The sequence below is a fragment of the Bartonella krasnovii genome (assembly GCF_003606345.3).
Taxonomy (GTDB): Bacteria; Pseudomonadota; Alphaproteobacteria; order Rhizobiales; family Rhizobiaceae; genus Bartonella; species Bartonella krasnovii.
The window spans coordinates 488,884-514,694 of the sequence record NZ_CP031844.2 but is presented as its reverse complement, the minus strand read 5'-3'; the positions used below and the strand labels follow the sequence as shown (position 1 = coordinate 514,694).

Here is a 25,811-nt window from a genome sequence, read left to right as displayed (position 1 = left end):
TACAAAATATCCTTGCTATAAGAATAAAAAATAACCTAACAAAAATATATTTGCACACAGATTTAAAGAACACAACTTTATATATAAGGAACAAACAAATGATCATAACAATCCTTGATGGAATTGTCGTAGTAATCATCCTGTTGTCCGCTTTTCTTGCTATGCTTCGAGGATTTTCACGTGAAGTGTTATCGTTGATTTCTTGGGCAATCGCAGCTGTTACGACACTGTTTTTATTCAAACCTGTCTTGCCTTTCTTTGAACAATATTTCTCTAATAAAATGATTGCATTGATCACAACATTGGTCACAATTTTTATTATTGTTCTCATTATTACTTCAATTATTACAATGAAAATCTCCGATTTTATTATTGATAGTCGAATTGGTATTCTTGACCGTACTGTTGGTTTTATTTTTGGAGCACTTCGCGGTTTACTGATTATGGTCATCGGTATGTTGCTGATTAATGCACTTATTAAACCCGAGAACCAAGCAGACTGGTTAAAAAATGCTAGAACAAGGCCTATTTTAGATTCACTGGGACAAAAAGTTTGGGAAATACTCCCAAAAGATCTTGGATCCGTTCTCGAAAAGGCAGAAAATTTGTTTAAAGACAGCGATAAACATACAAATAAGCAACTCCCTCATGAAAAAATACTTCTCAAAAATGGAGAATAGCTTTTTATAAGAAGAGAAAATTAAATGATGTAAAATGTGATGTGGATGATTCCTCCCTATCACAACTGAAAGGATATGATGATAAAAAGCGATATTTCTTGTCAAAAATTTTCATTAGATGATGATACCCTTCATGAAGAATGCGGGGTTTTTGGCATTCTTGGGCATGAGGATGCAGCAACATTAACCGCTCTTGGACTTCACGCACTTCAGCATCGTGGGCAAGAAGCAGCTGGTATTGTTTCTTACCATAATAAAATGTTTCATCAAGAAAAGCATTTAGGTCTTGTTGGTGATCACTATACAAACCCTGCAACGCTTGCGCGCTTACCAGGAAATCGTGCTATTGGACATACCCGTTATTCAACAACTGGAGAAGTGGCATTACGCAACGTTCAACCCCTTTTTGCTGAATTGAAAGTTGGAGGTATTGCTATTGCGCATAATGGTAATCTTACCAATGGTCTTACATTGCGCCGTAAACTCATCGCTTCTGGTGCTATCTGTCAATCAACGTCAGATTCAGAAGTTTTTCTCCATCTTATTGCCCGCTCACGTTATGAATCTTCCTCTGATCGTTTTGTTGATGCGATTCGGCAAGTAGAAGGAGGATATGCTATGTTAGCACTCACACGGACAAAGCTTATTGCAGCACGCGATCCAACCGGAATTAGACCTCTCGTGATGGGAGAACTTGATGGTAAGCCTATCTTTTGTTCTGAAACTTGCGCCCTTGATATTATTGGAGCAAAATATGTCCGTGATGTTAAAAATGGAGAAATCATCATATGTGAAATACAAAAAAATGGGAAAATTACGAAAAAAATTATACAACCAGAAAATGCAAAACCAGAAAAACTTTGCTTATTTGAATATGTTTATTTTTCTCGTCCGGACTCAATCGTTGGAGGGCGTAGTGTTTATACAACACGCAAAAATATGGGAATCCGTTTAGCGCAGGAAGCTCCTTGTGAGGGGGATGTTGTGGTTCCGGTTCCAGATGGTGGAACACCTGCCGCAATTGGCTATGCACAAGAAATTGGAATTCCCTTCGAGCTTGGTATTATTCGTAATCACTATGTTGGCCGCACTTTTATCGAACCAACACAACAAATTCGCGCTTTTGGCGTCAAGTTAAAGCATTCGGCAAACCGTTCTGTGATTGAAGGAAAACGTGTTATTCTGATTGATGACTCTATTGTACGAGGAACAACATCGCTTAAAATTGTACGAATGCTTCGCGATGCAGGAGCAAAGGAAGTTCATATGCGTGTCTCTAGCCCTATGATTTTCTATCCTGACTTTTATGGTATTGATACACCTAAAGCTGAAAGTCTTTTAGCAAATCAATATCCAGATTTAAAATCTATGTGCAATTTTATTGGAGCAGACTCTTTAGAATTTCTTTCAACGGACGGATTATATCTTGCTGTAGCAGGGGAAAAACGAAATAACGCCGATCCACAATTTACTGACCATTATTTTACTGGATATTATCCTACGCACCTGGTTGATCAAGAAAATTTCTCTAAAATTCATCAATCATCTGTTCTTAAAACAAGAGATTAATGATGACAAAACGTGACTTTAGTCTCCATGGGCGCGTTGCACTTGTTACTGGTGCATCAAGAGGGATTGGCTATTATTTGGCACTCGAGCTTGCTGCACGCGGTGCTCATATTATTGCTCTTGCACGAACAGTCAGCGGACTGACTGAATTGGACAATCAAATCCAAGAAAAAGGAGCTCTTGCTACCCTCGTTCCGCTCGATTTACATCATATGGAAAATATCGAGGCTCTGGCACTCTCAATTGCCAATCGCTGGAAAAAACTGGATATTGTCGTTGCAAATGCAGGAATCCTTGGAACACTCTCACCAATAGCGCATATAGAAAACACGATCTTTGAAGATGTCTTTCAAATAAATCTTTTTAGCCAATGGCGCTTAATAAAAGCCGTTGAGCCTTTATTACGTGAATCTGATGCTGGACGTGCTATCCTGTTATCCTCAAGCGTTGCGCATGTTGCACGCCCGTTCTGGGGGGCTTATGCAGCCTCTAAAGCAGCTTTAGAAATGATTGCCCGCTGTTGGGCAGAAGAACTCAAACAAACCCCTATCAAGATTAATTGTGTTAACCCTGGAGCCACACGCACTGCCATGCGCGCTGAAGCTATGCCTGGCGAAGATCCTCAAACGCTCCCCTCACCACAAGAGGTTGCAAAAAAAATAGTCCATTTGCTATCACCTAATTTAAAGGAAACTGGAAAACTCTTTAATGTCCGTGAAAATCGGTTTGTGGATTATTATGCTCCTCATTGATAATCATCTGAAACGTAAATAGATAAATTTTTCTCTTTCCTGCGCTTCTCAACAGAAGAGTTTATGATTCTTGAATAGTTTTTTTAGTATCAGCCTTTTTTTCTTCTAAAGCAGCCCGTTTATTATAAGCAATAAAACTACAGGGAAGAAAAATCATATAGCTAATAGCTGTAATCAATAAAGTTTTCCATGTGTAGGTTGCAAGAAAACCGACATAAATAACGATGACTAACATGCAAGGTATAACGATATCACGCCTCAAGTTTTGATCTATTGTCTTTGCATTCCACACTGGTAAACGACTAATCAAAAGAAAAGCAATAATGACTGTATAAAGACTAAAAAATAATGCCCACCCCCAATTGGGGACCAAACCAAGAGTACCTAAATAGGTAGGCAATAAAAGGAGTAAAGCTCCTGCAGGTGCAGGAACACCAACAAAATAACTTTTCTGCCATTGTGGGACATCAGTATTATCCAACATCACATTAAAACGCGCTAATCGTAAACAACAAGCAACACAATAAACAAGAGCTGCAACCCAACCAATGTGGTGTGCTTGATTCAAAATAAAGGAATAAACAATAAGTGCAGGGGTAACACCAAAATTGACAATATCAGCAAGAGAGTCCATCTGTGCCCCGAAAGATGAACTACCATCTATTAAACGCGCAATGCGACCATCAGCACCATCTAAAACTGCAGCCAAAAGTACCATTAAAATAGCAGCTTCATAGCGATTCTCAAAAGCCAAGCGAATACTGCTCATCCCGGCGCAAATTGCCAAAATAGTAATGATATTGGGAATAACATAGCGCATTGATGTAGGTGAACGTCGCCGATTTGCAGTATCATCATGCTGCCCCTCAGGATTGAATGAAGAAAATGGCGAAAAATTTTTCATTGTGTCGTCCTAATCGTATCTGAAGTCCGTTGTAGAACTCTTATCATCAAAAGACCCTAAAACTGTCTCTCCAGCAATTGCTGTCTGCCCAACAGCAACACGCAATTTCATTTCAGTTGGTATATAAATATCAAGGCGAGAACCAAAACGAATCAACCCGAATCGTTCTCCCGTGGTAACAGCATCATTTTCTTTTGACCAACAAACAATCCGACGAGCAAACATCCCCGCTATTTGTACGATAGCAATTCTACCTTGCTTGCTCTCAATGACCATCCCATTCCGCTCATTAAACTGACTAGCCTTATCAAACTCCGCATTGGTAAACCGACCTGGATGATAAACAATAGACTCTACTGTACCACTGATAGGAATACGGTTGATATGGCATGAAAAAACGTCCATAAAAATAGAAATACGGACCATTTCATCTTTCCCTAAGCCTAATTCTTCAGGTGGAACACATGATTCTACAAATGAAATACGCCCATCTGCAGGCGAGATAACCCAATTGGGATTTAAAGGGATCACACGATCTGGATCACGAAAAAAGTATATACACCACACCGTGAGAACAAGACCACACCAAAATAACGGACTCCATATCCAACCGAGAATGAGCGAAATAACAAAAAATGCTACAATAAAAGGATAGCCTTCTTTATGAATCGAGACAAAGCTATTGTGGACAGATTGTAGAATACTCATATCATTTCCTATTCGTCGTAAACTTAAACAAGCAATAAATCTCTTTGTTCCTCCCGCTTTTATGTATTTAATTAATCGCTCCATATAAAGATATAGATTACATTTTGCCCACCTTATTTTTTACGACTAACAATACCCGTCTCGTCTTGTTCACGCATTTTACGTAATTTTTCTTCAGCTTGCGATGCTTCAAGCTGCTTATTCCACATTGAAGCATATAAACCTTTCTTTCGTAAGAGCTCTGTATGCGTCCCATTTTCAATAATACGACCGCTTTTAAGAACCAAAATTTCATCAGCATTGATAACCGTAGAAAGACGATGTGCAATAATCAATGTTGTGCGTCCACGGCTAACAATATCCAATGCTTGTTGAATTTCCTGTTCCGTTGCCGTATCAAGAGCTGCTGTTGCTTCATCTAGAATAAGAAGTGGGGGAGCTTTTAAGAGTGTCCGTGCAATAGCCACACGTTGTTTTTCCCCCCCTGATAATTTGAGACCACGCTCCCCTACCATAGACTGAAAACCTTCTGGTAATATCTCAATAAATTTTGATATTTGTGCCATTTCAGCGGCTTTGTGCATCTCTTCATCTGTCGCACTTGGGCGCCCATAGCGAATATTATAGGCAATTGTATCATTAAATAACACCGTATCTTGTGGGACCATGCCGATCGCTTCACGCAAACTTTTTTGTGTTATGTCACGAATATCTTGCCCGTCAATTGTGATAGAGCCTGCATCAACATCATAAAACCGAAAAAGTAATCGAGAAATGGTTGATTTACCTGCACCCGATGGACCGACAATGGCAACTGTTTTTCCTCCAGGAACTTCAAAATCAATATCTCTGAGAATCTGACGCATCGAATCATAAGAAAACTTTACCTGATGAAAACGAATGGTCCCATCGCTTATCTCTAACGGTTTAGCATCCGATTTATCAACGATCTCCTGCTGGACATCTAAAAGATCGAACATCGCTTCAATATCCGTTAAACCTTGTCGAACATCACGATAAATTGAACCAATAAAATTCAGTGGAATGGAAAGTTGCATTAAAAGGGCATTAATGAAAACAAAATCCCCTAAAGTTTGTGTCTTATAAAAAACTTCATAAGCTGACATTAGCATCATGATCGTCATTCCAATACCAAAGATAAGAGCCTGACCAAAATTAAGCCAGCTTAATGATGTCCAAATCTTTGTTGCGGCTTTTTCATAACCTGCCATAGAATTATCAAAACGATCGGCTTCTAGAGTTTCATTGCCAAAATATTTGACCGTTTCAAAATTTAAAAGAGAATCAACCGCGCGCGTATTTGCTTCAGTATCTGCTGTATTCATTTGTTGCCGAATACGAATACGCCAATCACTCGCCTTAATGGTAAAAAAGGTATATAAAAAAACCGTTGCAACAACAATGAGAAGATAATGCCATCCGTAGTTGATGTAAAATACAAGGGCGGTTAATATAAACTCTAAAATTGTCGGTACGGTATTGAGAATTGAGAACCTTACGATTGCTTCAATTCCTTTTGTCCCACGCTCAATCACGCGAGAAAGCCCACCAGTTCGGCGCTCTAAATGAAATCGTAAAGATAACTCATGAATATGCACAAAGGTTTTATAAGCTAATTGACGAATAGCGTGTTGACCAACGGTTGCAAAAAGGGAATCGCGCAATTGATTTAATCCAGCCTGCACAATACGAGCAATATTGTACGCCAAAACAAGCATGATAGGAATAATCCAACTGGATGGAAACCATTCAGGGAGCTGAAAGTTTGTATCAAGCAAATTCGTAGAATATTTAAAGAAATACGGTACAGATATAAGAACGAGCTTGGACAAAATAAGATAAAATATAGCCCATAGTACACGTATTTTTAGATCACGCCGGTCCGCTGGCCACATATAAGGCCATAAATTATAAAGTGTGTGCAGAGTTTTCCCTGTATCAGATGACACAGTTTTTGTCATTTCATTGCGTTTCATAAAGCCCTTACTTCTCTATCATCCACACGAAAAAGGCAAAACACCCCCCTGTGGTTGTTTATAAGTTTCTTACACTTTTCAATAAGCTACCTATTCATTGTTTAAGGTTAGACTTTTTTTGAAAAAGGAACAAGAAATAATCCACGATACAGTTTATTATTTTGATCTGTATTCTCATACCATTCTGCTGCAAATAAATTTTCAACTTTTATATGCTTTTTTTTCAATTCTGCCTGAAGCCACTTTTTTGTTTTACCAATCTCTTTAAGACCATCATCAATAACTTCACCGTTTTCTACGACAATCGTCGATTTCTTCCCCTCTTCCTTTTTAATAACAGTACAATCACCATTGGTTTCCAAACGCACAAAAGCAGCTTCATGTAAGTGACACCCTTTAAGACGTAACATCGCAATAAGATCATTAACATTGAGCCTTAAGTTTTTAATCTTATCCATTTGAAAGACCCCATCTAAAACCAATGTGACATTCCGCCCTGCAATAAGGTGGCGAAAAAAAACTGAATAGCGTGCCAAAAAATTAAAAGAGGTAATTAAGGCTTGCCAAATCAGTAAAACAAGCAATAATTGAATGCTACTAATATTCTGATTATAAATGACTCCTCCAATAATACCTCCCATAACAAAATTGCTGACCAGATCAACGGGTGTCATCTGACTAAGGCTTCCACGACCCGTCGTTCTTAGAATAAATAGGAAGGCAACAAGACCCACAGCCAGCTTAAGCACGATATATCCATAGTGATATAAAATTTCCATCATATTCTCCCTTTAATTTATGAGAACTGCTGGAATAGGGAAATTAGAATCGTTTTACTTCCCACACGGTTATGCGCTCACCACTCTGCGGATCCTTACTATCTTTTAAGAGAACCCCTTTAGCTGCAAGCTCATCACGAATTGTATCCGCAGCTTCCCACTCTTTATTATGGATAAGCCGCAATCTTTCGGCAATGCGCTGATCAATAAATTTTGAATCAAGAGACGTTTTTTTTATAAATAATGGACAGTCTATTTCTTTAATCCATTCTTGTCGTAATAGTCCTAATATATTCATGCCATGAGCAAGAGCTAAAGTATCTTCTGCTTTATAAAATTTTCGCAAAAGAGTAAATGCTTTGGGCGTATTAAGATCATCACTAAGGGCATCTATCAAAGTATCATCTATCGCTTCATTGTTTTCCATCATACTCTTTTTACTGCGAAGCAATTCATACCAACGATACAATTCACTGCTCGATTGCATTAAACGCTGCACTGTCCAATTTAATGGTTCACGATAATGCGTTTGGAGCATCGAAAAACGTGCAGACAAACCCGCCCAATTTTCTTTCATTTCATCGGCTAAAACACCGTTAAATTCTAAAAAATTGTTCTCTAAAACAGAACGAATGGTTATGAAATTGCCAAAGCTTTTCGACATCTTTTTGCCTTCAACTTGTAAAAAGCCGTTATGCATCCAAAAATTAGCCATTCGCTCCGTCCCAAAAGCTGAACAACTTTGTGCAATCTCATTTTCATGGTGAGGAAAAATTAAATCAAGTCCACCACCATGAATATCAAAAATATTCGCTGTCGGATCATCACAAGTTAAACCACCACCATAAGGTGCTAATAACTTTGCCATTGACATTGCTGAACATTCAATATGCCAACCTGGACGACCTAAAACAGGAATTCCAGCCGGTGACTCCCAGCCTGGCTCTCCTTCCAGAGAAGGTTTCCATAAAACAAAATCCATCTCCTCCCTTTTATAAGCAGCAACATCGATACGCGCCCCAGCCCTCATTTCATCTAAAGAACGATTTGCAAATGCCCCATAATGGGGTGGATTTTTTACGCTCCTTATAGAAAATAGTATATGATTTTCCGCTTTATAAGCGTGACCCTTTTCAAGTAATCTTTCGATGAGAGCGCGCATCTCCTCTAAATGTTCGGTTGCGCGTGGCTGGCTGGTTGGCAATAGACAACCAAGCGCCATTGTATCTTGTTGAAACTGAGAATATGTGCGTTCTGTTAATTGACGAATAGCATCATTCAGTGATGCGTTTGGATATTCACAAGCGGCGCGTGCATTAATTTTATCATCGACATCTGTAATATTACGCGCATAGAGAACATGATCTTTTCCATAAATATGGCGCAATAAGCGAAATAAAACATCAAAAACAATGACAGGTCGTGCATTTCCTATATGCGCATAATCATAAACTGTTGGACCACAAACATAAAGACGTACTTTTGTCGGATCTATTGGTATAAAATTTTCTTTTTTACGTGTCAGCGTATTATAAAATCGCAACTCTTTCATCATCATACTCCGTAAACGATATTACGCACCGTTCTTTTAGATGTCTCTTCTCTCAAATGATCACATTATGCGGTTTAGACTAAAGCTTTCACCTCATCATCAATTCTTCTTCCCCTATAGTTATTGAGACATCTCCATCATTTATCATAAAAATAATCTCTTTTGTTTGATTGGACAAAAGCATTCTACAGATAGAGAGCTTTTCTCTTCTTGAAAAAAACGAGTTTAGAAAAAATTCCATAGGCAATAAAATATTTATATGAAAAATAGATTACAGGAAGAAGATCTTAAAACTTTAACCCCATAAAGCTTCATCAGTATTTTCAATATTTCACAATGGGTTCCTTATTATCTCCTACGCCCTATATTTCATCATCAATCATTGAGAATAATGTCCGCAATTAATCTTATTTTTTACATCGTTCTCATGACACAATTATTTTCAAAAGAAAGCAATCAAAATAATGCGTAATAAATTGAAAAAAATCATTCTTTTAATATTTATTGTCATTTCGATGCCAACCTTTGCACAACAGTCTCCACCTTATGAGAAAAAATTACTTCGCCTCGCAGAAATTTTGGGATCCCTGCATTTTCTCCAAAATCTTTGTGTGCCTCCAACAAACCAAGTGCCAATAAATCAATGGTATGACTATATGAACGCACTCATTGAAGCAGAACACCCCATTCCACAAAGACGTGCTTATTTTTATGACGCATTTAATGAAGCGTATCGCGCTTTCTCAGAAAATTATCATCATTGTACACAAGCTGCCATTGAAGCCAATCAAAGATATATTAAAGAAGGAAGAGCTTTATCTGAAAATCTTCTCATGCATTATAACAACTAACCTGTATAAAAAATATGTCCTTGTCATTTAAGTGATAGCAATAATACCCTCCTCACAAATGAATAGAGCAATCTGTTATCTTCTCGAAAATAAAGAAACTTGTGAAGAATAATGCCTCGATGTGCCTGTATTCTTATGAGCAGCTTTTCCCGTATCGCTCTTTGGCTTCTTCTCCACACCTCAAAGGACGAACATTCTTACCAACTTAGTTTGTCAATAGTCCAAGTTCTATTGAATTTCTCTTGTCTTCCCACTCATGGTAACAAGCCTAAAAATATTTACCACGCATAAAAAACTTATGTATTAAAGAGACTGAAATACCTTCTCCTTAAATGATAGTATTTTGTGGCATAATAGGATAAAATTTATGCTGTTTACACCAAAGTTTCTATAAATTTAACAGGCTCTCCTTGTGAAGGCGTGACAATTTCACCTTCCCACATAACGCGCATACCACGGATAATAGTCCCGACAGGCCAACCTTTAACCTTTTGACCATCATAAGGTGTCCAACCGGCACGCGAACCAATTAAACTGTTCATCATCACTTCTTCTCGCTTAAGATCAATAATAGTCAAATCAGCATCATACCCAACAGCAAGACGTCCTTTACAGCTTATACCAAAAATACGACTAGGGCCATGTGATGTGAGATCAACAAAACGCTCAAGAGATATTTTTCCTGCATTCACATGTGTTAACATAATGGCTGCCGTTGTTTGCACTCCTGTCATTCCTGAAGGTGAAGAGGGATAAGATTGAAGCTTGTCCTCAAGGGTATGAGGCGCATGATCTGAGCCTAAAACATCAATAATCCCCTGTTGAACACCGTACCAAAGAGCTTCACGGTGGCGCGATTCACGAATAGGTGGATTCATCTGAATTAATGTACCAAACTTCTTATAATCATCAGCCGTGAGAGTCAAATGGTGGTGTGTCACTTCAATTGTTGCAACATCTTTATGTTTTTTGAGAAAATCAATTTCTTCTTCTGTCGAAAGATGTAACACATGAATGCGTGCTTTCGTCTCATGGGCAATTTTTACCAAACGCTGCGTACATTTTAACGCCGCAACCTCATCACGCCAAATCGGATGTGAGGACGCATCCCCTTCAATACGCAGTATTTTACGTTCTTTGAGTCTTTCCTCATCTTCAGAATGAAAAGCTGCACGACGGCGTGTATTTTTTAAAATAAGGCGTACACTTTCATCATCATTAACCAAAAGATCGCCGGTAGAAGATCCCATAAAGACTTTAATTCCAGCCGCACCAGGAAGTCTTTCTAATTCAGAGAGTTCATGAGCATTTTCACGCGTTCCTCCAACCCAAAATGCAAAGTCACAATGCATACGATGAAATCCGCGCTTAACCTTATCTCTTAATGTTTCTTCTGATGTTGTCAATGGATGGGTATTCGGCATTTCAAACACTGTTGTAACCCCCCCTAACACAGCAGAATATGAGCCACTTTCCAAATCTTCTTTATATTCATTGCCAGGTTCACGAAAATGCACTTGACTATCAATAATTCCCGGCAAAATATGAAGCCCCGTACAATCAATCACCTCACCAGCCGAGGCGCATGTAAGGTCACCAATTTCAGCAATACGGCCATTTGTAACACCAATATCACGCTTGCTTTTTCCATCATGATTCACAAGTGTTGCACCTTTAAAAATTGTATCAAATGTTTTAAACATAGCCACGCTCCTTACATATTGCTCACTTATCGATTATGTAACTTTGAGCAGAAAGGCAAGAACCATGATTGAAAAACAAAATGCCATTTGCTTAAAAAATCGCAAAATTATTCAAATTACAGGCGAAGAAGCAACAGATTTTCTGCAATCCCTGATCACGACAGATGTAAAAAAAATAAGTCCCCAAGAAATTTTCCCTGGAGCCCTCTTATCCCCACAAGGAAAGGTCCTTGCTGATTTTCTTATCGGTAAAAGAGAGGGTAGCTATTTTATTGATATTGTGATGTCTTTGGCCGATACACTCTACAAGCGTCTGTTACTCTATAAGCTGCGTAAAAAAGTAGAAATTACACAACCATTACAAGAGCTTGTTATAGTTTCTTGGAAAAATGAATCAGATACTTTAAGTTTTGATTCAAATTTTGTTGATAAACGCTTTCCAAAACAAGAAAAAATAATACGAATCTATAGCAAAGCTCCTTTTTTGGCCTCAGAAAATTATGATACGTGGAATCAATTGCGAATTCGTTATGCAATTGCAGAAAGTGATCAAGACTATGAAATCGGCAAAGTCTTTCCTCATGATATTAATTACGATCAAATTAATGGATTGGCATTCAACAAAGGGTGTTATATTGGACAAGAAATTGTTTCACGAATGCACCACCGCCATGCAGCACGCCGCCGTATTTTGATTGTAAAAGGCCAATGTGACCTCCCCCCTCAATCAAGCATTGAAGCAGGAACAAAAGTGCTTGGACGCTTGGGGACATCTGTTGCAAATGAGGCTCTCGCTTTAATGCGTATTGACCATGTCAAAGATGCTATGGATCATAACATTCCCTTTACTGTAAAAAATATTCCTGTCACTATAAGCATTGCTGAAAACATGAATTTTACCTTTCCTGAAAATACTATAGAAAATACGCATGGCTAAAGCTGAATTATTAAAAAGTGGAGAAGCTCGCGCTTGGCAAAGAATGCTCTCTGGACGCAGACTTGATCTTCTTAATCCTTCTCCTTTTGATATTGAAATTGAAGATATTGCCCATGGGCTTGCTCGTGTAGCACGTTGGAATGGGCAAACACGAGGAGAGCATGCCTATTCCGTTGCTCAACATTCACTTTTGGTTGAACAAATATTTCAAAAACTTTTTCCGCAGTCGCTGAAGTATGAGTGTCTCTGTGCTCTTCTTCATGATGCACCAGAATATGTCATCGGCGATATAATTTCACCCTTTAAAGCTGTCATAGGAAAACACTATGAACGCATTGAAAAGCGTATCCAAGATGCGATCCACATGCGATTTTCTCTTCCCGTTGATCTTTCTCAAAAACTTTTAAAAAAAATAAAACAAGCTGACCGTATTGCTGCATATCACGAAGCAATCACGCTTGCTGGATTTAATACAGAAGAAGCCCTTCGCTATTTTGGCTCTCCCAATAATATTTTACCCGATGATCTTAATTTATACCCCTCCTCTACACAACAAGTTGAAAACGTATTTTTAACGCGCTTTAATGACTTAGACACCCCAAAATTATAGACTCTTTACATTGTTGATTTCTTGTCATTATAGACTCATTCAAACTGATTTATAATAATAATGGGTTGTTTTTTCCTGTTAAATGAAAGATCTGAATATCGTAGAATTTGCTCATTTCGAATTTATTTAATTGAATCAATCAAAACCGTTTGCTTACACGTCATAAGCGGGGAGAGCGGTGTGGACTAAAAACTATCAAATAAAAACTATACAAGAGGACTAAAAATACCTCCTATGACCTCTCTCAAGTGGCAAGCGCTCGTCAGCAATATTGAAAGTTAGCAAAGTGTGTGATGTTACCCGCTTGTTTTTTTATGAAGCGTAAAGATGATCGTACTTTCTAAATTTTACACACTTCCTAGGAACTTTCCTGTTATACTATTTACGAATACCATCGCAAAATAGAATTAGATGTCTAAATATTTCTTTTAAAAAGTATGTAAATTAGCACCCCAATGACATTCTATTCTACATGAGAAGATTTTCTCCATTAAAGTAATAAAAAACCATAGCTAAAATTGCATACAAAAATATATGAAATAATGTACATTCATTATAAAATAGACACATGTTCTCTTATCGAACTTTTAAGCTTAAACTAAAATTTATTTCAGTTTATAAACTTCTCTATCCGCTGGAAAGGCACGGGATGTGACATCTTCTGCATAATTTTTGATTGCGGTTTCCATGGCTTGTTCAAGGTCTCCATAACGACGTACAAATTTGGGTACATGAGCACCATAGCCCAACATATCTTCCATCACCAAGACTTGTCCATCACATTGATTAGATGCACCAATACCGATTGTTGGAATAGAAAGCTTTTCTGTTAATTTTACGGCTAAAGGTTCGACGATCCCTTCCAAAACAATAGCAAAAGCACCAGCTTCTTCAATCGCGGCTCCGTCGGCTTCAATTTTTTGCCAATCACTCTCTTTACGTCCTTGTGTCTTAAAACCACCAAAACGATTGACCGCTTGAGGCGTAAGACCAATATGTCCCATCACTGGTATGCCACGTTTACATAAAAAATCTATTGTTTCCGCTATATAAACTCCACCTTCAAGCTTAACGGCCCCACACCCCGTTTGTGCAAGAATCCGCGATGCATTTAAAAAAGCCTGCTCTTTACTTTCTTCATAAGAACCAAAAGGCATATCAACAACAACAAGGGCCTTTTGAGAACCACGCATAACTGCCTGCCCGTGCAAAATCATCATCTCTAAACTTACAGGAAGTGTTGTCTCAAACCCATAGACGACCATACCAACGCTATCACCAACCAAAAGAAAATCACAATAAGGATCGGCAATCCGCGCAGTATAAGCTTGATAAGCTGTTAAAGAAACAATCGGCTGCTGTCCCTTTCTTTCGCGTATTTGAGAAGATGTTATACGCTTTACAGTTTTATGGATACTCATTTTCCGCCCTTCTTTTGCAATATGTATTGATCAATAAGCCTTACCTCACCAAAGCGAACAGTAAGAAGTAAAACTGCTGGTTTATTCAATGTTCCTTTGACCTCGCATAAGGTTTCCATATCCCGTAAATCTATTGCTTCAACAATTGCACGCGTTTCTTTTTGTAAAATATTGCGAACAACTTTGCATAACTTATCAACAGACCGCTCACCTTCATGGTAAAGCTTTTCAGCAGCTTTCCCACTTTCAGGAATAATTTTTGCCGCTTTACGATCTTCTAATGTTAAAAGTCTATTTCGCGAAGAGTGCGCAACACCATCTGCTTCACGCAAAATAGGGACTCCAATAATTTCAACAGGAAAAGCTAAATCTTCAACCATACGCCGAATAATTAAAATTTGTTGAAAATCCTTTTCTCCAAAAAAAGCTTTATCGGGCTGAACAATATTAAAAAGCTTAGCAACAACACTCGTTACACCACAAAAGTGCCCTGGACGTAATTTTCCCATTAACATACGTGATAATTTTTTCACTTGCACAATTGTATCATTTCCCAAGGGCCACATTTCATCTACAGAAGGTGCAAAAACACATTCAACACCTGCTTTTTCCAATAAAGCACAATCGCTTCTCAAGTCTCTTGGATATTGATCAAAGTCTTCATCTGGTCCAAATTGCTTTGGATTGACAAAAATAGAAACTAATACACGATCACACGTTGCTTTTGCACGCTGTACTAATGCTAGATGCCCCTCATGAAGAGCTCCCATTGTTGGAACAAAACCAATCGAAAAGCCTAAACTTCGTTCTTCTAAAGTATATTGGCGAACTTCAGAAATTGTCTTTAAAATTTTCATTTTCCCATTCTATTCAATTATAATCACATCAAAAGATGAATGTCTGTATACCAAAACGACGCTCAAACAACTGTATCAAATTCATTCGGACTGATGGCTGTTTTATATCTCGTGGCTCCCAGACATGACGCATAAGAAAAAAACCCGTTAAATTAAAACCATTTATTATATCCCTAAAATCAGCCGGACGAGTCGCTCTTTGCACAAGAAACTGTGGGAGAATGAGAAGCTTTTTTTTCCAAGGTTCCCCCGCTTCTTCACAGACAGCCCGTCCAGATTTTGGCGATACGTAATAAAGCCTTTCCTGACGACCTGTTGCAGCACAACAAGATAAATCAAGACCAAAACCAAGTTCTTCAAGAAGCCGCATTTCAAAACGTACAAGTAATTCTGCATTTACAAATGGCTCATCAAAATTCTGCATAAAAATGTGTAAAATATCATATAAAACGGGGTGCGGATCACGCTCAGGAAGAAGCCTCAAATGAAAAGTAACCAATTGCAAAGCATAAAGTGCTTCTGGTAGACAAATTAATCGTGCCGCATGTAAATCAAGTGCTTCTAGGCGAAAAAGTCCCAAATGCTCTTCTAAACGCGCACTCCATTCAGCCTCCACAAAATTTCCAGGCTGAAGAAGAGCTGCCATACGACGCGAACGTCCCCCTTTTACCACCCCCATATAACGACCACGTTCACGCGTCATAATCTCAAGAATAACACTTGTTTCACCATATTGGCGTGCCCCAAGAATAACAGCTTGTTCTTTCCATTTCATTGTATTTTAATTATTTTTTTAAAATGTTATTTTAAAAAATCCAATCCCATTTCGCGATAACGTTCTGGATCGGCATCCCAATTATTACGCACTTTAACAAAAAGAAAAAGATGAACCTTTTGATCCATAATTTCCATGAGCTCCTTGCGTGCTGCTTGACCAATCGTTTTAATTGTATCGCCTTTTGCTCCTAAAATAATTTTCTTCTGGCTCTCACGCTCTACATAAATGACTTGATTGATTTTAACGGAGCCATCTGAACGCTCTTCAAAGCTTTCTGTTTCAACCGTTGAGGAATAAGGAAGCTCATCATGGAGACGAAGAAAAAGTTTTTCTCGCGTAATTTCAGCAGCAAGATGACGCATAGGCATATCGGAAATTTGATCTTCCGGATAATACCATGGCCCCTCCTGCATCATGTTACTCAACGCATGAAGTAAATCCTTGCAACCAGAACCATTTAGGGCAGAAATCATAAATGTTTGCGCAAACTTTACACGTTCATTTATTTTAGTGGTTAATGCTAGAAGAGATGATTTAACAACTGTATCAACTTTATTTAAAACAAGAACTTTTTCTTGTTTCATAGTGTTTACAATATCTAACATCATATTAACTTCATCCGAAAGGCCACTTTGAGCATCAATTAAAACAAGTAGAACATCAGCGCTCTTAGCCCCTCCCCAAGCAGCAGAAACCATGGCGCGTTCTAAGCGCTTATGGGGACGAAAAACACCCGGTGTATCAATCAAGACAATTTGCACATCATCATGAATGACAATACCGCGGATTAAAGTTCTTGTTGTTTGTACCTTATGCGTTACAATTGATACCTTTGTTCCAACCAATTGATTAACCAATGTCGATTTACCAGCATTAGGCATCCCAATGAGCACAACAAACCCAGAACGCGTTTTCATAACGTCACTCATGATCATTCTTTCCTATTGTTTTCCACACACCCTCTCGTCGCAAAATTTTTTCAGCGGCCATTCTTTCAGCATATCTTTTAGAGCTCCCCTGCCCAATCTCTGAAGCAAAACCTGAAATACTAACCTCTACTATAAAAACAGGATCGTGATCTGGACCTGAGCGTTTGATAATCTGATAATATGGCTGTGCATTACCTTGGATATGCGCCCATTCTTGTAACTCTGTCTTGGCATCACGTCGACCAGCATTCATTTTCTTTGCCCGACTTTGCCAATATTTTTGAATAAAGGGACGAACGCTCTCTAATCCTCCATCAAGATACATCACTGCAATCAAAGCTTCTACAACATCTGCATGCATATTGATGAGTCGACGCCCTTCAAAATTTTTCATCTCAAAACCAACTTGGATCATATCAGGCAGCCTCATTTCACGTGCAATATCAGCACATGTCTGCGCATTGACCAGATGATTCAAACGGACTGATAGTTCTCCTTCACTTGCTTTAGGGAAAAGTTGATACAGCATCTCTGCGATCAAAAGTCCTAGAACCCGATCCCCTAGAAATTCTAATCGTTCATAATTCCCTTGTTCCGAATCTTGTACACTCGCGTGTGTTAATGCTCTTCTTAATTTTTCTTCATCTTTAAAACGATGCCCCGTCAGCTTGAAAAGCTGATCAATCATGAGAGGTTTCATCGTTGTTTCCTTGCTTGATAAGCGGCAAATCATGAACCTTATTTATGAAAGAAAACAAACGTTTCCAACGTACATCAAATGGCCAACGCCAAATCTGCCAAGCACTTGAACCGTTACTGATAGAAAAGAAAATCACGCTCGCGCGACCAATAAGATTTTCTTCTGGAACATAGCCTACATCCAAACGACTATCATCTGAATTGTCGCGATTATCCCCCATCATAAAATAATGTCCCTGTGGCACTTCAAAGACTTTTGTATCATCAACTTTTGGAATGAAAGCTAAATCAAGCGTATCGTAGCGAACACCATTAGGCAATGTCTCGCGATAGACTTCAACAGGATAGTTTACTTCCGTTATATCAGAATTATCAATCTCTCCCATAAAGTGGCGTGAAACAGCCTTATCATTAATATAAAGGACGCTTTGACGAATTTGTATGCGATCACCTGGTAGCCCAATAACGCGTTTTATATAATCGATCTTCGGATTACTTGGTAAACGAAAAACGACCACATCTCCCCGTTTAGGTTGGGATGCCCAAATACGTCCCGAAAAAAGGGGCGGAGAAAAGGGAATGGAAAAATGAGAATATCCATATGCATACTTAGAAACAAAGAGATAATCCCCCACTAATAAAGTAGGACGCATGGAACCGGAGGGGATACTAAAAGGCTGGAAAAAAAGTGTCCGAATAAACGCTGCTAAAAGCAGAGCCTGTATTAAAACAGAAATTAATTCAAAAATTCCACCTTTTTTTTCTTTTTTATGTATTTTATCTTTCTGGACCATCACCAACTGCCTTTTCATCACAAATATAACTTTTTTTCATCATAATATTCAAATAATAAAAGCACAATCTCTCACGCCATCTATCCACGTGGAAGTGCTTCAATAATAACAAATGCCTGTGCCCAAGGAAAATCATCTGTGATACTGAGATGAATAACTGCATCATGATGAGGGGGTAATAATTTTTGAAGTTGCACTTGCGCACCATTTGTTAATTGCATAATTGGTTTTCCAGAAGACAAATTAACTACCCCCATGTCTTTCCAATTGATACCATAAGCGATTCCCGTCCCTAAGGCTTTAGCACATGCTTCTTTAGCAGCAAATCTTTTCGCATAAGAAGAAGACTTCTTTTTGAGATTTTCGGACCTATTCCTTTCAATATCCGTAAAAATACGCTGGGTAAAACGCTCGCCATAGCGAACCAAGATTCTCTCAATACGTCGTATATCAACCAAATCATTTCCAAGACCAACAATCATAAGATATTATCCGATCTTTCTTACGATGAGCACTTCTTTAAACGCCTTTTTTTATAATCTTTTGATATCGCTTTTGTTTAAAACGAACCGTTGCTCTGTAAACACCTATATAAGATAAACCACCCAAAACAATACCTAAAAGAGTTCCACCTAAAATCATAGGACTCATAATTGTGTTCCATGCACCTTTAAAAAGGAGAGAGAGATTTGACACCGTCAAACCGTTAAACAGAGCGCGAATTTGAGAAAGAGAGATCTCATTGACATCGCTAAAAAGCGATAAACAAAAATACCCTACTTTATAATCAGCCATGACAATCAATAAAAATGTAAGTGGATTAGAAAAAAACGTCCCAATGATTGCAGCTGCAACGTTTGCACGCAAAATCCAAGAAAAAAATATTGCCAAAATAATATGCACACCGAAGACAGGAGAACAGGCTAAAAAAATGCCAATAGAAAACCCTAATGCAACCTCATGCGGTGTTGCTGATATACGCAAAATACGTTTATAGATATAAGAAAATGAGCGAGAAAATGAACGACGTGGCCATAACCAAAGTCGAATACGCGTTACAAAATCTACTGGTTCTCGACGACGAAAAAGCATATGACTCTCAATATACATCCTTTGATGATAAAATCATCTATATCACCCAAATTAATCTTTTTAAGTTTTTGCATAAAAAAAAGTAGAAAGACAATTAAATATTTCGACTAAATATTTCGACTTCCTGGTTTAATCGCTGGAAGAGCAGAAAGATCTGCAGGAAGTGCATCACTCGCATAAGAAGCTATCTCGTATTCAGCTAGCGCAATCAACGGAACGCCAACATCAACCTTACCACCAGAGCGATCAAGGATGCATGCACTTGCCAATACCTCTGCTCCTGCTGCTGCGAGGGCCTCAACGGTCTCACGAATAGAAAGACCCGTTGTCACAATATCTTCAACAATAACAACCCGCGCACCCTTTTTGATGTCAAAACGACGCAATTCAAAGACGCCATTGACACGCTCTACCCAAAGAGAAGGAACACCAAGGTGACGTGAAGTCTCATACGAAGGAATAAGACCGCCAATTGCGGGACCAACAACATAATCAATTTGTTCCTCGATAGATTCTTTGATTTTTTCAGCCAATCCACGACAGAGCTTTTCCGTCAAGTCAGCATGCATAAAAACTTTTGCCTTTTGCATATAAGTTGCACTATGGCGTCCCGATGTTAAAATAAAATGCCCTTCTAGAATAGCATCTGCTTGTTTAAAAATATCAATGACATCTTGTGTATTCATTGCAAAATCTTCCTTGTTATCCATGAACCCGCCGCACTGTACTAACTGAATCGGCCTTTTTTAACTGAGAAAAAATACGATTCAAATGTTTTAAATCCCAAACTTCTAGATCAATCATCATTTCTGTAAAGTCTGGTGCTGTACGGATAAAAGATAAATTTTGGATATTGGCATCATTAGCAGAAATTATTTGCGTAATTTCAGCTAAAGAACCAGGACTATTGACAACCAAAATATTCATCCTTGCAGGAAAACGTTCATTCATTTGGGCATCAATATCCCAGCGAACATCAATCCATCGTTCTGGCTGATCATCATAGGCCATCAAAGCCGAAGACTGGATTGGATAAATAACGATCCCCGCACCTGGCTGCATAATGCCAACAATCCGATCTCCAGGGACAGCCCCTTCCGGTGAAAAGCGTACAGGTATATCTCCACTGGTTCCTCGAATAGGTAAGGCTTTAGATTGATGATCCTCTATCATTGCATCCTTTTCATTTTCTGGAACCTTAAAAATCATCCCTTGAGCATTTTCAATATTAAACCACCCTTCCTCCCCAGGCTTAAAAGATGACTTTTGTACTACACGCTCTTGATAATCAAGATAAACCGCTTTAATCACATCAGCGGAAAACAACTCTCCACGCCCAACAGCAGCCAATACATCCTCTACATCTTTACGTGCCAAACGTGGCAAAACTTTCTTTAAAATATCTTTTGAAAATTGTTTTCCCATATATTCAAACGAACGCTCAAGAATACGATATCCTAAACCCGAATATTGCTTACGTACCGCTGCTCGACTTGCGCGTCGAATAGCTGAACGTGCTTTACCTGTGACAACAAGAAATTCCCATGCAGCTGGTGGAATTTGAGCGTGTGAACGGATAATATCAACTTCGTCACCATTTTTTAATTTAGTCATTAAAGGCATAATACGACCATTGATTTTTACGCCCACACAAGAATCACCGATGTCTGTATGGACAGCATAAGCAAAATCAATAGGTGTCGCGCCTTTAGGAAAAGCAATTAATCGACCTTTTGGCGTAAAACAAAAAACTTGGTCTTGAAAAAGCTCAAGTTTTGTATGTTCTAAAAATTCTTCCGGATTATCTCCATCAGATAAAGATTGTATCGTTTGACGCAACCATGCATAGGCATTCGTTTCACTTGATAATTTCGAAGTCGAATAATTGGAACCGTGCTCTTTATATATGGAATGGGCTGCAACCCCATATTCAGCAACTTCATTCATAGCAGCCGTTCTAATTTGTAATTCAACACGTTGTCTTGAAGGTCCTACAATGGTTGTATGAATAGAACGATAATCATTTTGCTTTGGTATAGAGATATAATCTTTAAAACGACCAGGAACCATCGGCCAGGTCGTATGGATAACACCAAGAGCACGATAACAATCATCCACCGTTTCAACAATCACACGAAATCCAAAAATGTCCGATAATTGTTCAAAAGATAATGCTTTACTTTCCATTTTACGAAAAACTGAATAAGATTTCTTCTGACGGCTTTTAACATCTGCTTTAATACCATTTTCCAAAAAAAGTTTTGTCAATTCATTTTCAATTGTGGAAAGCAAATCACGATTGCGCTTTAATAATTCAGAAAGTCGATTGGTAATCGTACGATGACCTTCTGGATTTAAATAAAAGAAAGATAGATCCTCTAATTCCTCGCGCATATCTTGCATCCCCATACGGCCCGCAAGTGGCGCATAAATATCCATTGTCTCCTCAGCAATTCGTCGACGTTTATCATCACGCATGACACCAAGGGTACGCATATTATGAAGGCGGTCTGCAAGTTTGACTAAAAGAACACGAACATCATCAGAAATGGCAATAAGAAGTTTACGAAGATTTTCTGCCTGTACAGCTTTCTTTGATACAAGATCAAGCTTATTAAGCTTTGTAAGCCCTTCAACCAACTTCCCAATTTCAGAACCAAAAAGCTGATCAATTTCTGCCCGCGTAGCACTTGTATCTTCAATTGTATCATGTAAAAGAGCAACAGCAATCGTTGCCTCGTCTAACCGCATATCCGTTAAAATAGCAGCAACTTCCAAAGGATGGGAAAAATAAAGATCACCTGAAGCACGCTTTTGATGTGCATGCTTTTTCATTGCATAATCATAGGCTCTGTTTAGGAGAGCCTCATCTACGTCAGACTTGTAACGCTGAACACGCCCAACAAGCTCACGCTGACGCATCATACGAGCATATCCTTTATCTTTTCACGCCTCTAACCCTTATTGAACACGCCTTATCAAAGGATAAGAAAAATAACTGCTCCTTATATGACAAGGTATCTTCACCCCTGTAATATCAACCGCTGTAATTAATAATCGTCACTTTTTTCTGGAACAACCAAACCTTCAATCCCCGCTAAAAGCTCTTCTTCTGACATTTGATCAAATGAAGCTCCTTCTTCTTGCGATGATGTATTAAAAACACTCTCAGCTTCACTTGAATGGGTAATGAACTCACTTGCCATTTCTGGTTCATCTACTTCCACATGCTTTTGCAGCGAATGAATAAGATCTTCTTTTAAATCAGCAGGCGACAATGTTTCTTCTGCTATTTCACGCAAAGCAACAACTGGATTTTTATCATTATCACGATCAACTGTAATTTGCGCACCTTGTGAAATCTGGCGCGCCCGATGACCTGCTAAAAGTACCAATTCAAAGCGGTTATCAACTTTATCAATACAATCTTCTACCGTTACACGGGCCATTTATGCCTCTTCCTCAAATAAAAATTTAATAGCGGATATGAGGAGTATATACAATAGTCAAAATAAAACACAAGAAAAACAATATAAACTTTTATATTTTTTGCTTAAAGAACTTATTTGAGAAAACTCTTGGTAAATTTATAGAAAAATATATATTCTTCTCATGCTCGTTATCAAAGCTGCACCTCAAACAATTCCAATAGATTGGATTCGAGCAAAGAAAGGTGTTTCTTGACAAAATATCTCTTTGGAGCCTTTATTCTCTTAAAAGAAATACAAGCTCTTAAAAATCCTTTCCAATAACAAAAGCTTTATGCACATTTTTTATGATACTATATTTATGAAAGATAGAACTTTTTTCTTTAAACATCATATATATTACACTCTTATTCATCGAAGAAATGACTGAAAGATTGCTTCTTGTTACATCATCATTCGCCATAAGTTTATATTAAACTTTTTTCTAAAAAAGTTTATTGATATTCTGAATTTTTTATCAAAACATGATCCATCATATACGCCATAAAAGACTCAAAAAATAAAAAACAATTAATGCTTAACATCATGAATACCCCATTAACATCGATTTACCCAGAGCCACCCCAAAATTGCAATTTATGCCCTAGACTCCATCAGTTTATTGCTGACTGGCGTGTGAAAGAACCAGGTTGGCATAACGCACCGGTGCGCCCTTTCTTTCCCTATAAGGGAGCAGACACAACGCGTCTTCTCATTGTTGGTCTTGCTCCCGGTTTACGTGGCGCTAATAGAACTGGACGTCCATTTACGGGTGATTATGCTGGACACTTACTTTATTCCACTTTAAAAAAATTCGGATTTGCCCAAGGAACCTTTGAAGAAAGAGCAGATGATACTCTTGAACTGATTGAGGCTGCAATCGTTAACTCCGTTCGTTGTGTTCCACCAGAAAATAAACCCACCGGTGCTGAAATTAACACGTGCCGCTCTTTCTTCTCGCCTCTTTTAACAAATCTTCCCGAACTTAAAGCCGTTATTACCTTAGGCACCATTGCACACCATTCAACTATACGTGCTCTTAATGCAAAAGTTTTAGCGCACCCTTTTGGACATGGCACAATCAATAACATTGGTAGATTACGCATCTTTTCCAGCTATCACTGTTCTCGTTATAACACGAATACTGGCCGCTTGACAGACGCTATGTTTCACCAAATTTTTCAAGCAGCAAAAACGTACTTAGATCAATGCTAAATCAATAAAGCATATCCAAGCCGATCATCCATATCTTTTTAAAAGTCTTGCTTTTTCACGTCCCCAATCACGTTTTTTTTCTGTTTCACGCTTATCATGAAGTTTTTTCCCACGAGCGAGAGCAATCTCTAACTTAACACGCCCACGTTCATTAAAATAAAGTTTGAGAGGAACAAGTGTCATTCCTTCACGGGATGTTGCATTAAAAAAGCGTGCCATTTCACGTTTTGAAAGTAATAATTTACGCAAGCGTCGCGGCTCATGATTAAAACGATTGGCTTGCGTATATTCAGGAATATAACTGTTGACTAACCATAATTCTCCATTTTCAAAACTAGCATAGCTTTCAGCAATATTAGCATGATTAGAACGTAAAGACTTCACTTCCGCTCCTTGGAGAACAAGACCCGCCTCAAGATTATTCAGAATTTCAAAGTTAAAACGTGCTTTACGATTATCAGCAATTATTTTCCGTGCGGGCGTGTTCTTTTTTTTATTCATGGCTTTATCAATATTATTTTATGCTTTTAAAAGACCTGCATGAATAAGGGCTGCATCAATAATCTTCTTGGTACTCTCTGTTAATGGAACAATCGGGGAACGTACAGTTTCATCACAAAAACCCAATTTTGCAGCAGCATATTTAATTCCCGCAGGGCTAGGTTCAATAAACACAGCTCGATTGAGAGGCATGAGGCGATCATTTAATTCCCTTGCTGTTTTATAATCACCATGAAAGCAAGCGGCTTGAAGCTCTGCACAAAGTTTTGGAGCAACATTGGAGGAAACTGAAATACATCCGACACCTCCATGGGCATTAAAACCTAATGCTGTACAATCATCACCAGAAAGCTGTACAAAATTTTTGCCACATTTTTCACCTTGTTCACTCACGCGCTCAATTCTGCTCGTTGCATCTTTAACACCAATGATATTGTTAAAATCTTGATAAAGGTCTCTCATTGTTTCCACAGCCATATCGATAACAGAACGACCCGGAATATTATAAATTATAATCGGGATAGAAACAGCCTTGGCAATGGAAGAAAAATGCTGATATAAACCAGACTGATTGGGTCTATTATAATAGGGCGTAACAACCAAAATGGCATCTGCTCCAGCTTTTTGCGCGTATTGTGCAAGCTCTATAGCCTCACTTGTACTATTAGATCCTGCTCCAGCAACAACAGGAACACGCTTTGCGACCTGCTCAACACACAATGCTATAATTTTTTTATGTTCTTCATGACTTAAAGTTGCTGATTCACCTGTCGTCCCAACAGGGCTTACACCGTTAATCCCTTGTGTGATCTGCCATTCAACAAATTCACAAAACGCTTTCTCATCAATTGCACCCTTTTGATCAAACGGTGTAATAAGCGCAGTTATAGCTCCCTTGAGCATAATAAACTCCCTATAATGTTCACTTTTATTTTTTTAATAATCGCCTTTATAAACTTTAAATAGAGCATAATCTTGCTCTATTATTGAAGCAAGATGAATTTCAAAAAAAGCCT

General features: G+C 38.4%; 26 protein-coding genes. 7 read left to right on the top strand and 19 right to left on the bottom strand.

The genetic code is table 11. The features are described from left to right. Positions 1 to 98: 98 nt before the first annotated feature. From D1092_RS02070 to D1092_RS02060, 3 genes are all read left to right on the top strand, one after another. Positions 99 to 680, top strand: a complete 582-nt coding sequence (locus D1092_RS02070; RefSeq protein WP_120121972.1) for a CvpA family protein — start codon at positions 99 to 101, stop codon at positions 678 to 680. A gap of 78 nt (positions 681 to 758) precedes the next feature. Further along, complete coding sequence (gene purF, locus D1092_RS02065) at positions 759 to 2,249, top strand: amidophosphoribosyltransferase (RefSeq protein ID WP_120121971.1); 1,491 nt, start codon at positions 759 to 761, stop codon at positions 2,247 to 2,249. 2 nt (positions 2,250 to 2,251) lie between these two features. Further along, positions 2,252 to 3,001, top strand: coding sequence for an SDR family NAD(P)-dependent oxidoreductase (locus tag D1092_RS02060; protein WP_120121970.1), 750 nt, complete (start codon positions 2,252 to 2,254; stop codon positions 2,999 to 3,001). Positions 3,002 to 3,062: 61 nt separating this feature from the next. On the opposite strand, the gene pssA is transcribed toward D1092_RS02060, so the two are convergent. The 5 genes from pssA to cysS all read right to left on the bottom strand — a co-directional run bounded on the left by pssA (position 3,063) and on the right by cysS (position 8,941). Beyond that, positions 3,063 to 3,905, bottom strand: coding sequence for a CDP-diacylglycerol--serine O-phosphatidyltransferase (gene pssA, locus D1092_RS02055; RefSeq protein WP_120121969.1), 843 nt, complete (start codon positions 3,903 to 3,905; stop codon positions 3,063 to 3,065). 9 nt (positions 3,906 to 3,914) lie between these two features. Continuing rightward, the gene (locus tag D1092_RS02050) at positions 3,915 to 4,613 is read right to left on the bottom strand and encodes a phosphatidylserine decarboxylase (RefSeq protein WP_120122753.1); all 699 of its coding nucleotides are present in this window, start codon (positions 4,611 to 4,613) and stop codon (positions 3,915 to 3,917) included. Positions 4,614 to 4,726: 113 nt separating this feature from the next. Then, complete coding sequence (locus tag D1092_RS02045) at positions 4,727 to 6,610, bottom strand: ABCB family ABC transporter ATP-binding protein/permease (RefSeq protein WP_120121968.1); 1,884 nt, start codon at positions 6,608 to 6,610, stop codon at positions 4,727 to 4,729. Between the two features lie 107 nt (positions 6,611 to 6,717). Continuing rightward, positions 6,718 to 7,389: a DUF421 domain-containing protein gene (locus tag D1092_RS02040; protein WP_120121967.1), complete on the bottom strand. Its 672-nt coding sequence runs from the start codon at positions 7,387 to 7,389 to the stop codon at positions 6,718 to 6,720. 43 nt (positions 7,390 to 7,432) lie between these two features. Continuing rightward, a complete protein-coding gene (gene cysS, locus D1092_RS02035; protein ID WP_120121966.1) occupies positions 7,433 to 8,941 on the bottom strand; it encodes a cysteine--tRNA ligase in 1,509 nt (502 codons plus the stop codon). A gap of 464 nt (positions 8,942 to 9,405) precedes the next feature. Here cysS and D1092_RS02030 point away from each other — a divergent pair, with 464 nt between their 5' ends. After that, positions 9,406 to 9,792: a TIGR02301 family protein gene (locus D1092_RS02030; RefSeq protein ID WP_120121965.1), complete on the top strand. Its 387-nt coding sequence runs from the start codon at positions 9,406 to 9,408 to the stop codon at positions 9,790 to 9,792. A 374-nt stretch (positions 9,793 to 10,166) separates the two neighbouring features. Here D1092_RS02030 and D1092_RS02025 read toward each other — a convergent pair whose 3' ends face one another. Further along, positions 10,167 to 11,495, bottom strand: coding sequence for a dihydroorotase (locus D1092_RS02025; RefSeq protein WP_120121964.1), 1,329 nt, complete (start codon positions 11,493 to 11,495; stop codon positions 10,167 to 10,169). Positions 11,496 to 11,559: 64 nt separating this feature from the next. Between D1092_RS02025 and ygfZ the strand changes: the two genes are divergently transcribed. Together ygfZ and D1092_RS02015 are read left to right on the top strand one after the other, a co-directional pair. Further along, on the top strand, positions 11,560 to 12,432 hold the full coding sequence (ygfZ, locus tag D1092_RS02020; RefSeq protein ID WP_120121963.1) for a CAF17-like 4Fe-4S cluster assembly/insertion protein YgfZ: 873 nt from the start codon (positions 11,560 to 11,562) through the stop codon (positions 12,430 to 12,432). Continuing rightward, positions 12,425 to 13,042, top strand: a complete 618-nt coding sequence (locus D1092_RS02015) for a YfbR-like 5'-deoxynucleotidase (RefSeq protein WP_120121962.1) — start codon at positions 12,425 to 12,427, stop codon at positions 13,040 to 13,042. The genes ygfZ and D1092_RS02015 overlap by 8 nt, the downstream gene beginning before the upstream one ends. Before the next feature lie 605 nt (positions 13,043 to 13,647). Here the strand turns inward: D1092_RS02015 and panB are convergent. The 11 genes from panB to rpoZ all read right to left on the bottom strand — a co-directional run bounded on the left by panB (position 13,648) and on the right by rpoZ (position 23,061). Then, positions 13,648 to 14,463 carry a 3-methyl-2-oxobutanoate hydroxymethyltransferase gene (gene panB, locus D1092_RS02010; RefSeq protein WP_120121961.1) on the bottom strand — a complete coding sequence of 272 codons (816 nt, stop codon included), beginning with the start codon at positions 14,461 to 14,463 and terminating at the stop codon, positions 13,648 to 13,650. Then, entirely contained in the window at positions 14,460 to 15,320 is an 861-nt protein-coding gene (gene panC / locus D1092_RS02005) for a pantoate--beta-alanine ligase (RefSeq protein ID WP_120121960.1), read from the bottom strand. Before panC ends, panB begins: the two co-directional genes overlap by 4 nt. A 28-nt stretch (positions 15,321 to 15,348) precedes the next feature. After that, positions 15,349 to 16,095 (bottom strand): DNA repair protein RecO, encoded by a 747-nt coding sequence (recO, locus tag D1092_RS02000; RefSeq protein ID WP_120121959.1) that lies wholly within the window; start codon positions 16,093 to 16,095, stop codon positions 15,349 to 15,351. Between the two features lie 26 nt (positions 16,096 to 16,121). Beyond that, positions 16,122 to 17,027, bottom strand: coding sequence for a GTPase Era (gene era / locus D1092_RS01995; protein ID WP_120121958.1), 906 nt, complete (start codon positions 17,025 to 17,027; stop codon positions 16,122 to 16,124). After that, positions 17,020 to 17,727: a ribonuclease III gene (gene rnc, locus D1092_RS01990; protein WP_120121957.1), complete on the bottom strand. Its 708-nt coding sequence runs from the start codon at positions 17,725 to 17,727 to the stop codon at positions 17,020 to 17,022. The genes era and rnc overlap by 8 nt, the downstream gene beginning before the upstream one ends. Next, positions 17,708 to 18,520, bottom strand: coding sequence for a signal peptidase I (gene lepB, locus D1092_RS01985; protein ID WP_120121956.1), 813 nt, complete (start codon positions 18,518 to 18,520; stop codon positions 17,708 to 17,710). The genes rnc and lepB overlap by 20 nt, the downstream gene beginning before the upstream one ends. 80 nt (positions 18,521 to 18,600) lie before the next feature. After that, positions 18,601 to 19,002 carry a holo-ACP synthase gene (gene acpS / locus D1092_RS01980; protein WP_120121955.1) on the bottom strand — a complete coding sequence of 134 codons (402 nt, stop codon included), beginning with the start codon at positions 19,000 to 19,002 and terminating at the stop codon, positions 18,601 to 18,603. A 37-nt stretch (positions 19,003 to 19,039) separates the two neighbouring features. Beyond that, positions 19,040 to 19,612 carry a DUF2062 domain-containing protein gene (locus D1092_RS01975; RefSeq protein ID WP_120121954.1) on the bottom strand — a complete coding sequence of 191 codons (573 nt, stop codon included), beginning with the start codon at positions 19,610 to 19,612 and terminating at the stop codon, positions 19,040 to 19,042. Between the two features lie 107 nt (positions 19,613 to 19,719). Continuing rightward, the gene (pyrE, locus tag D1092_RS01970) at positions 19,720 to 20,298 is read right to left on the bottom strand and encodes an orotate phosphoribosyltransferase (protein WP_120122752.1); all 579 of its coding nucleotides are present in this window, start codon (positions 20,296 to 20,298) and stop codon (positions 19,720 to 19,722) included. A 16-nt stretch (positions 20,299 to 20,314) separates the two neighbouring features. Beyond that, a complete protein-coding gene (locus D1092_RS01965) occupies positions 20,315 to 22,537 on the bottom strand; it encodes a RelA/SpoT family protein (protein WP_120121953.1) in 2,223 nt (740 codons plus the stop codon). A 125-nt stretch (positions 22,538 to 22,662) separates the two neighbouring features. Continuing rightward, positions 22,663 to 23,061 carry a DNA-directed RNA polymerase subunit omega gene (rpoZ, locus tag D1092_RS01960; RefSeq protein ID WP_120121952.1) on the bottom strand — a complete coding sequence of 133 codons (399 nt, stop codon included), beginning with the start codon at positions 23,059 to 23,061 and terminating at the stop codon, positions 22,663 to 22,665. Between the two features lie 564 nt (positions 23,062 to 23,625). Between rpoZ and D1092_RS01955 the strand changes: the two genes are divergently transcribed. After that, a complete protein-coding gene (locus D1092_RS01955) occupies positions 23,626 to 24,294 on the top strand; it encodes a uracil-DNA glycosylase (RefSeq protein WP_120122751.1) in 669 nt (222 codons plus the stop codon). A 24-nt stretch (positions 24,295 to 24,318) separates the two neighbouring features. Here D1092_RS01955 and smpB read toward each other — a convergent pair whose 3' ends face one another. Both smpB and dapA read right to left on the bottom strand, forming a co-directional pair. Beyond that, positions 24,319 to 24,795, bottom strand: coding sequence for an SsrA-binding protein SmpB (gene smpB / locus D1092_RS01950; RefSeq protein ID WP_120121951.1), 477 nt, complete (start codon positions 24,793 to 24,795; stop codon positions 24,319 to 24,321). Between the two features lie 18 nt (positions 24,796 to 24,813). Then, complete coding sequence (gene dapA / locus D1092_RS01945; RefSeq protein ID WP_120121950.1) at positions 24,814 to 25,698, bottom strand: 4-hydroxy-tetrahydrodipicolinate synthase; 885 nt, start codon at positions 25,696 to 25,698, stop codon at positions 24,814 to 24,816. Positions 25,699 to 25,811 lie beyond the last annotated feature (113 nt).

What these genes read in the sequence shown, in the direction of transcription:
- D1092_RS02045 (WP_120121968.1), bottom strand. Translation starts at nt 6,610, where the DNA reads ATGAAACGCAATGAAATGACAAAAACTGTGTCATCTGATACAGGGAAA.
- dapA (WP_120121950.1), bottom strand. Translation starts at nt 25,698, where the DNA reads ATGCTCAAGGGAGCTATAACTGCGCTTATTACACCGTTTGATCAAAAG.
- ygfZ (WP_120121963.1), top strand. Translation starts at nt 11,560, where the DNA reads ATGATTGAAAAACAAAATGCCATTTGCTTAAAAAATCGCAAAATTATT.
- D1092_RS01955 (WP_120122751.1), top strand. Translation starts at nt 23,626, where the DNA reads ATGAATACCCCATTAACATCGATTTACCCAGAGCCACCCCAAAATTGC.
- D1092_RS02050 (WP_120122753.1), bottom strand. Translation starts at nt 4,613, where the DNA reads ATGAGTATTCTACAATCTGTCCACAATAGCTTTGTCTCGATTCATAAA.
- panB (WP_120121961.1), bottom strand. Translation starts at nt 14,463, where the DNA reads ATGAGTATCCATAAAACTGTAAAGCGTATAACATCTTCTCAAATACGC.
- cysS (WP_120121966.1), bottom strand. Translation starts at nt 8,941, where the DNA reads ATGAAAGAGTTGCGATTTTATAATACGCTGACACGTAAAAAAGAAAAT.
- panC (WP_120121960.1), bottom strand. Translation starts at nt 15,320, where the DNA reads ATGAAAATTTTAAAGACAATTTCTGAAGTTCGCCAATATACTTTAGAA.
- D1092_RS02030 (WP_120121965.1), top strand. Translation starts at nt 9,406, where the DNA reads ATGCGTAATAAATTGAAAAAAATCATTCTTTTAATATTTATTGTCATT.
- smpB (WP_120121951.1), bottom strand. Translation starts at nt 24,795, where the DNA reads ATGAATAAAAAAAAGAACACGCCCGCACGGAAAATAATTGCTGATAAT.
- rpoZ (WP_120121952.1), bottom strand. Translation starts at nt 23,061, where the DNA reads ATGGCCCGTGTAACGGTAGAAGATTGTATTGATAAAGTTGATAACCGC.
- era (WP_120121958.1), bottom strand. Translation starts at nt 17,027, where the DNA reads ATGAGTGACGTTATGAAAACGCGTTCTGGGTTTGTTGTGCTCATTGGG.
- rnc (WP_120121957.1), bottom strand. Translation starts at nt 17,727, where the DNA reads ATGAAACCTCTCATGATTGATCAGCTTTTCAAGCTGACGGGGCATCGT.
- pssA (WP_120121969.1), bottom strand. Translation starts at nt 3,905, where the DNA reads ATGAAAAATTTTTCGCCATTTTCTTCATTCAATCCTGAGGGGCAGCAT.
- D1092_RS01965 (WP_120121953.1), bottom strand. Translation starts at nt 22,537, where the DNA reads ATGATGCGTCAGCGTGAGCTTGTTGGGCGTGTTCAGCGTTACAAGTCT.
- D1092_RS02070 (WP_120121972.1), top strand. Translation starts at nt 99, where the DNA reads ATGATCATAACAATCCTTGATGGAATTGTCGTAGTAATCATCCTGTTG.
- D1092_RS02040 (WP_120121967.1), bottom strand. Translation starts at nt 7,389, where the DNA reads ATGGAAATTTTATATCACTATGGATATATCGTGCTTAAGCTGGCTGTG.
- acpS (WP_120121955.1), bottom strand. Translation starts at nt 19,002, where the DNA reads ATGATTGTTGGTCTTGGAAATGATTTGGTTGATATACGACGTATTGAG.
- D1092_RS02015 (WP_120121962.1), top strand. Translation starts at nt 12,425, where the DNA reads ATGGCTAAAGCTGAATTATTAAAAAGTGGAGAAGCTCGCGCTTGGCAA.
- D1092_RS02025 (WP_120121964.1), bottom strand. Translation starts at nt 11,495, where the DNA reads ATGTTTAAAACATTTGATACAATTTTTAAAGGTGCAACACTTGTGAAT.
- D1092_RS02060 (WP_120121970.1), top strand. Translation starts at nt 2,252, where the DNA reads ATGACAAAACGTGACTTTAGTCTCCATGGGCGCGTTGCACTTGTTACT.
- D1092_RS01975 (WP_120121954.1), bottom strand. Translation starts at nt 19,612, where the DNA reads ATGCTTTTTCGTCGTCGAGAACCAGTAGATTTTGTAACGCGTATTCGA.
- pyrE (WP_120122752.1), bottom strand. Translation starts at nt 20,298, where the DNA reads ATGAATACACAAGATGTCATTGATATTTTTAAACAAGCAGATGCTATT.
- recO (WP_120121959.1), bottom strand. Translation starts at nt 16,095, where the DNA reads ATGAAATGGAAAGAACAAGCTGTTATTCTTGGGGCACGCCAATATGGT.
- lepB (WP_120121956.1), bottom strand. Translation starts at nt 18,520, where the DNA reads ATGGTCCAGAAAGATAAAATACATAAAAAAGAAAAAAAAGGTGGAATT.
- purF (WP_120121971.1), top strand. Translation starts at nt 759, where the DNA reads ATGATAAAAAGCGATATTTCTTGTCAAAAATTTTCATTAGATGATGAT.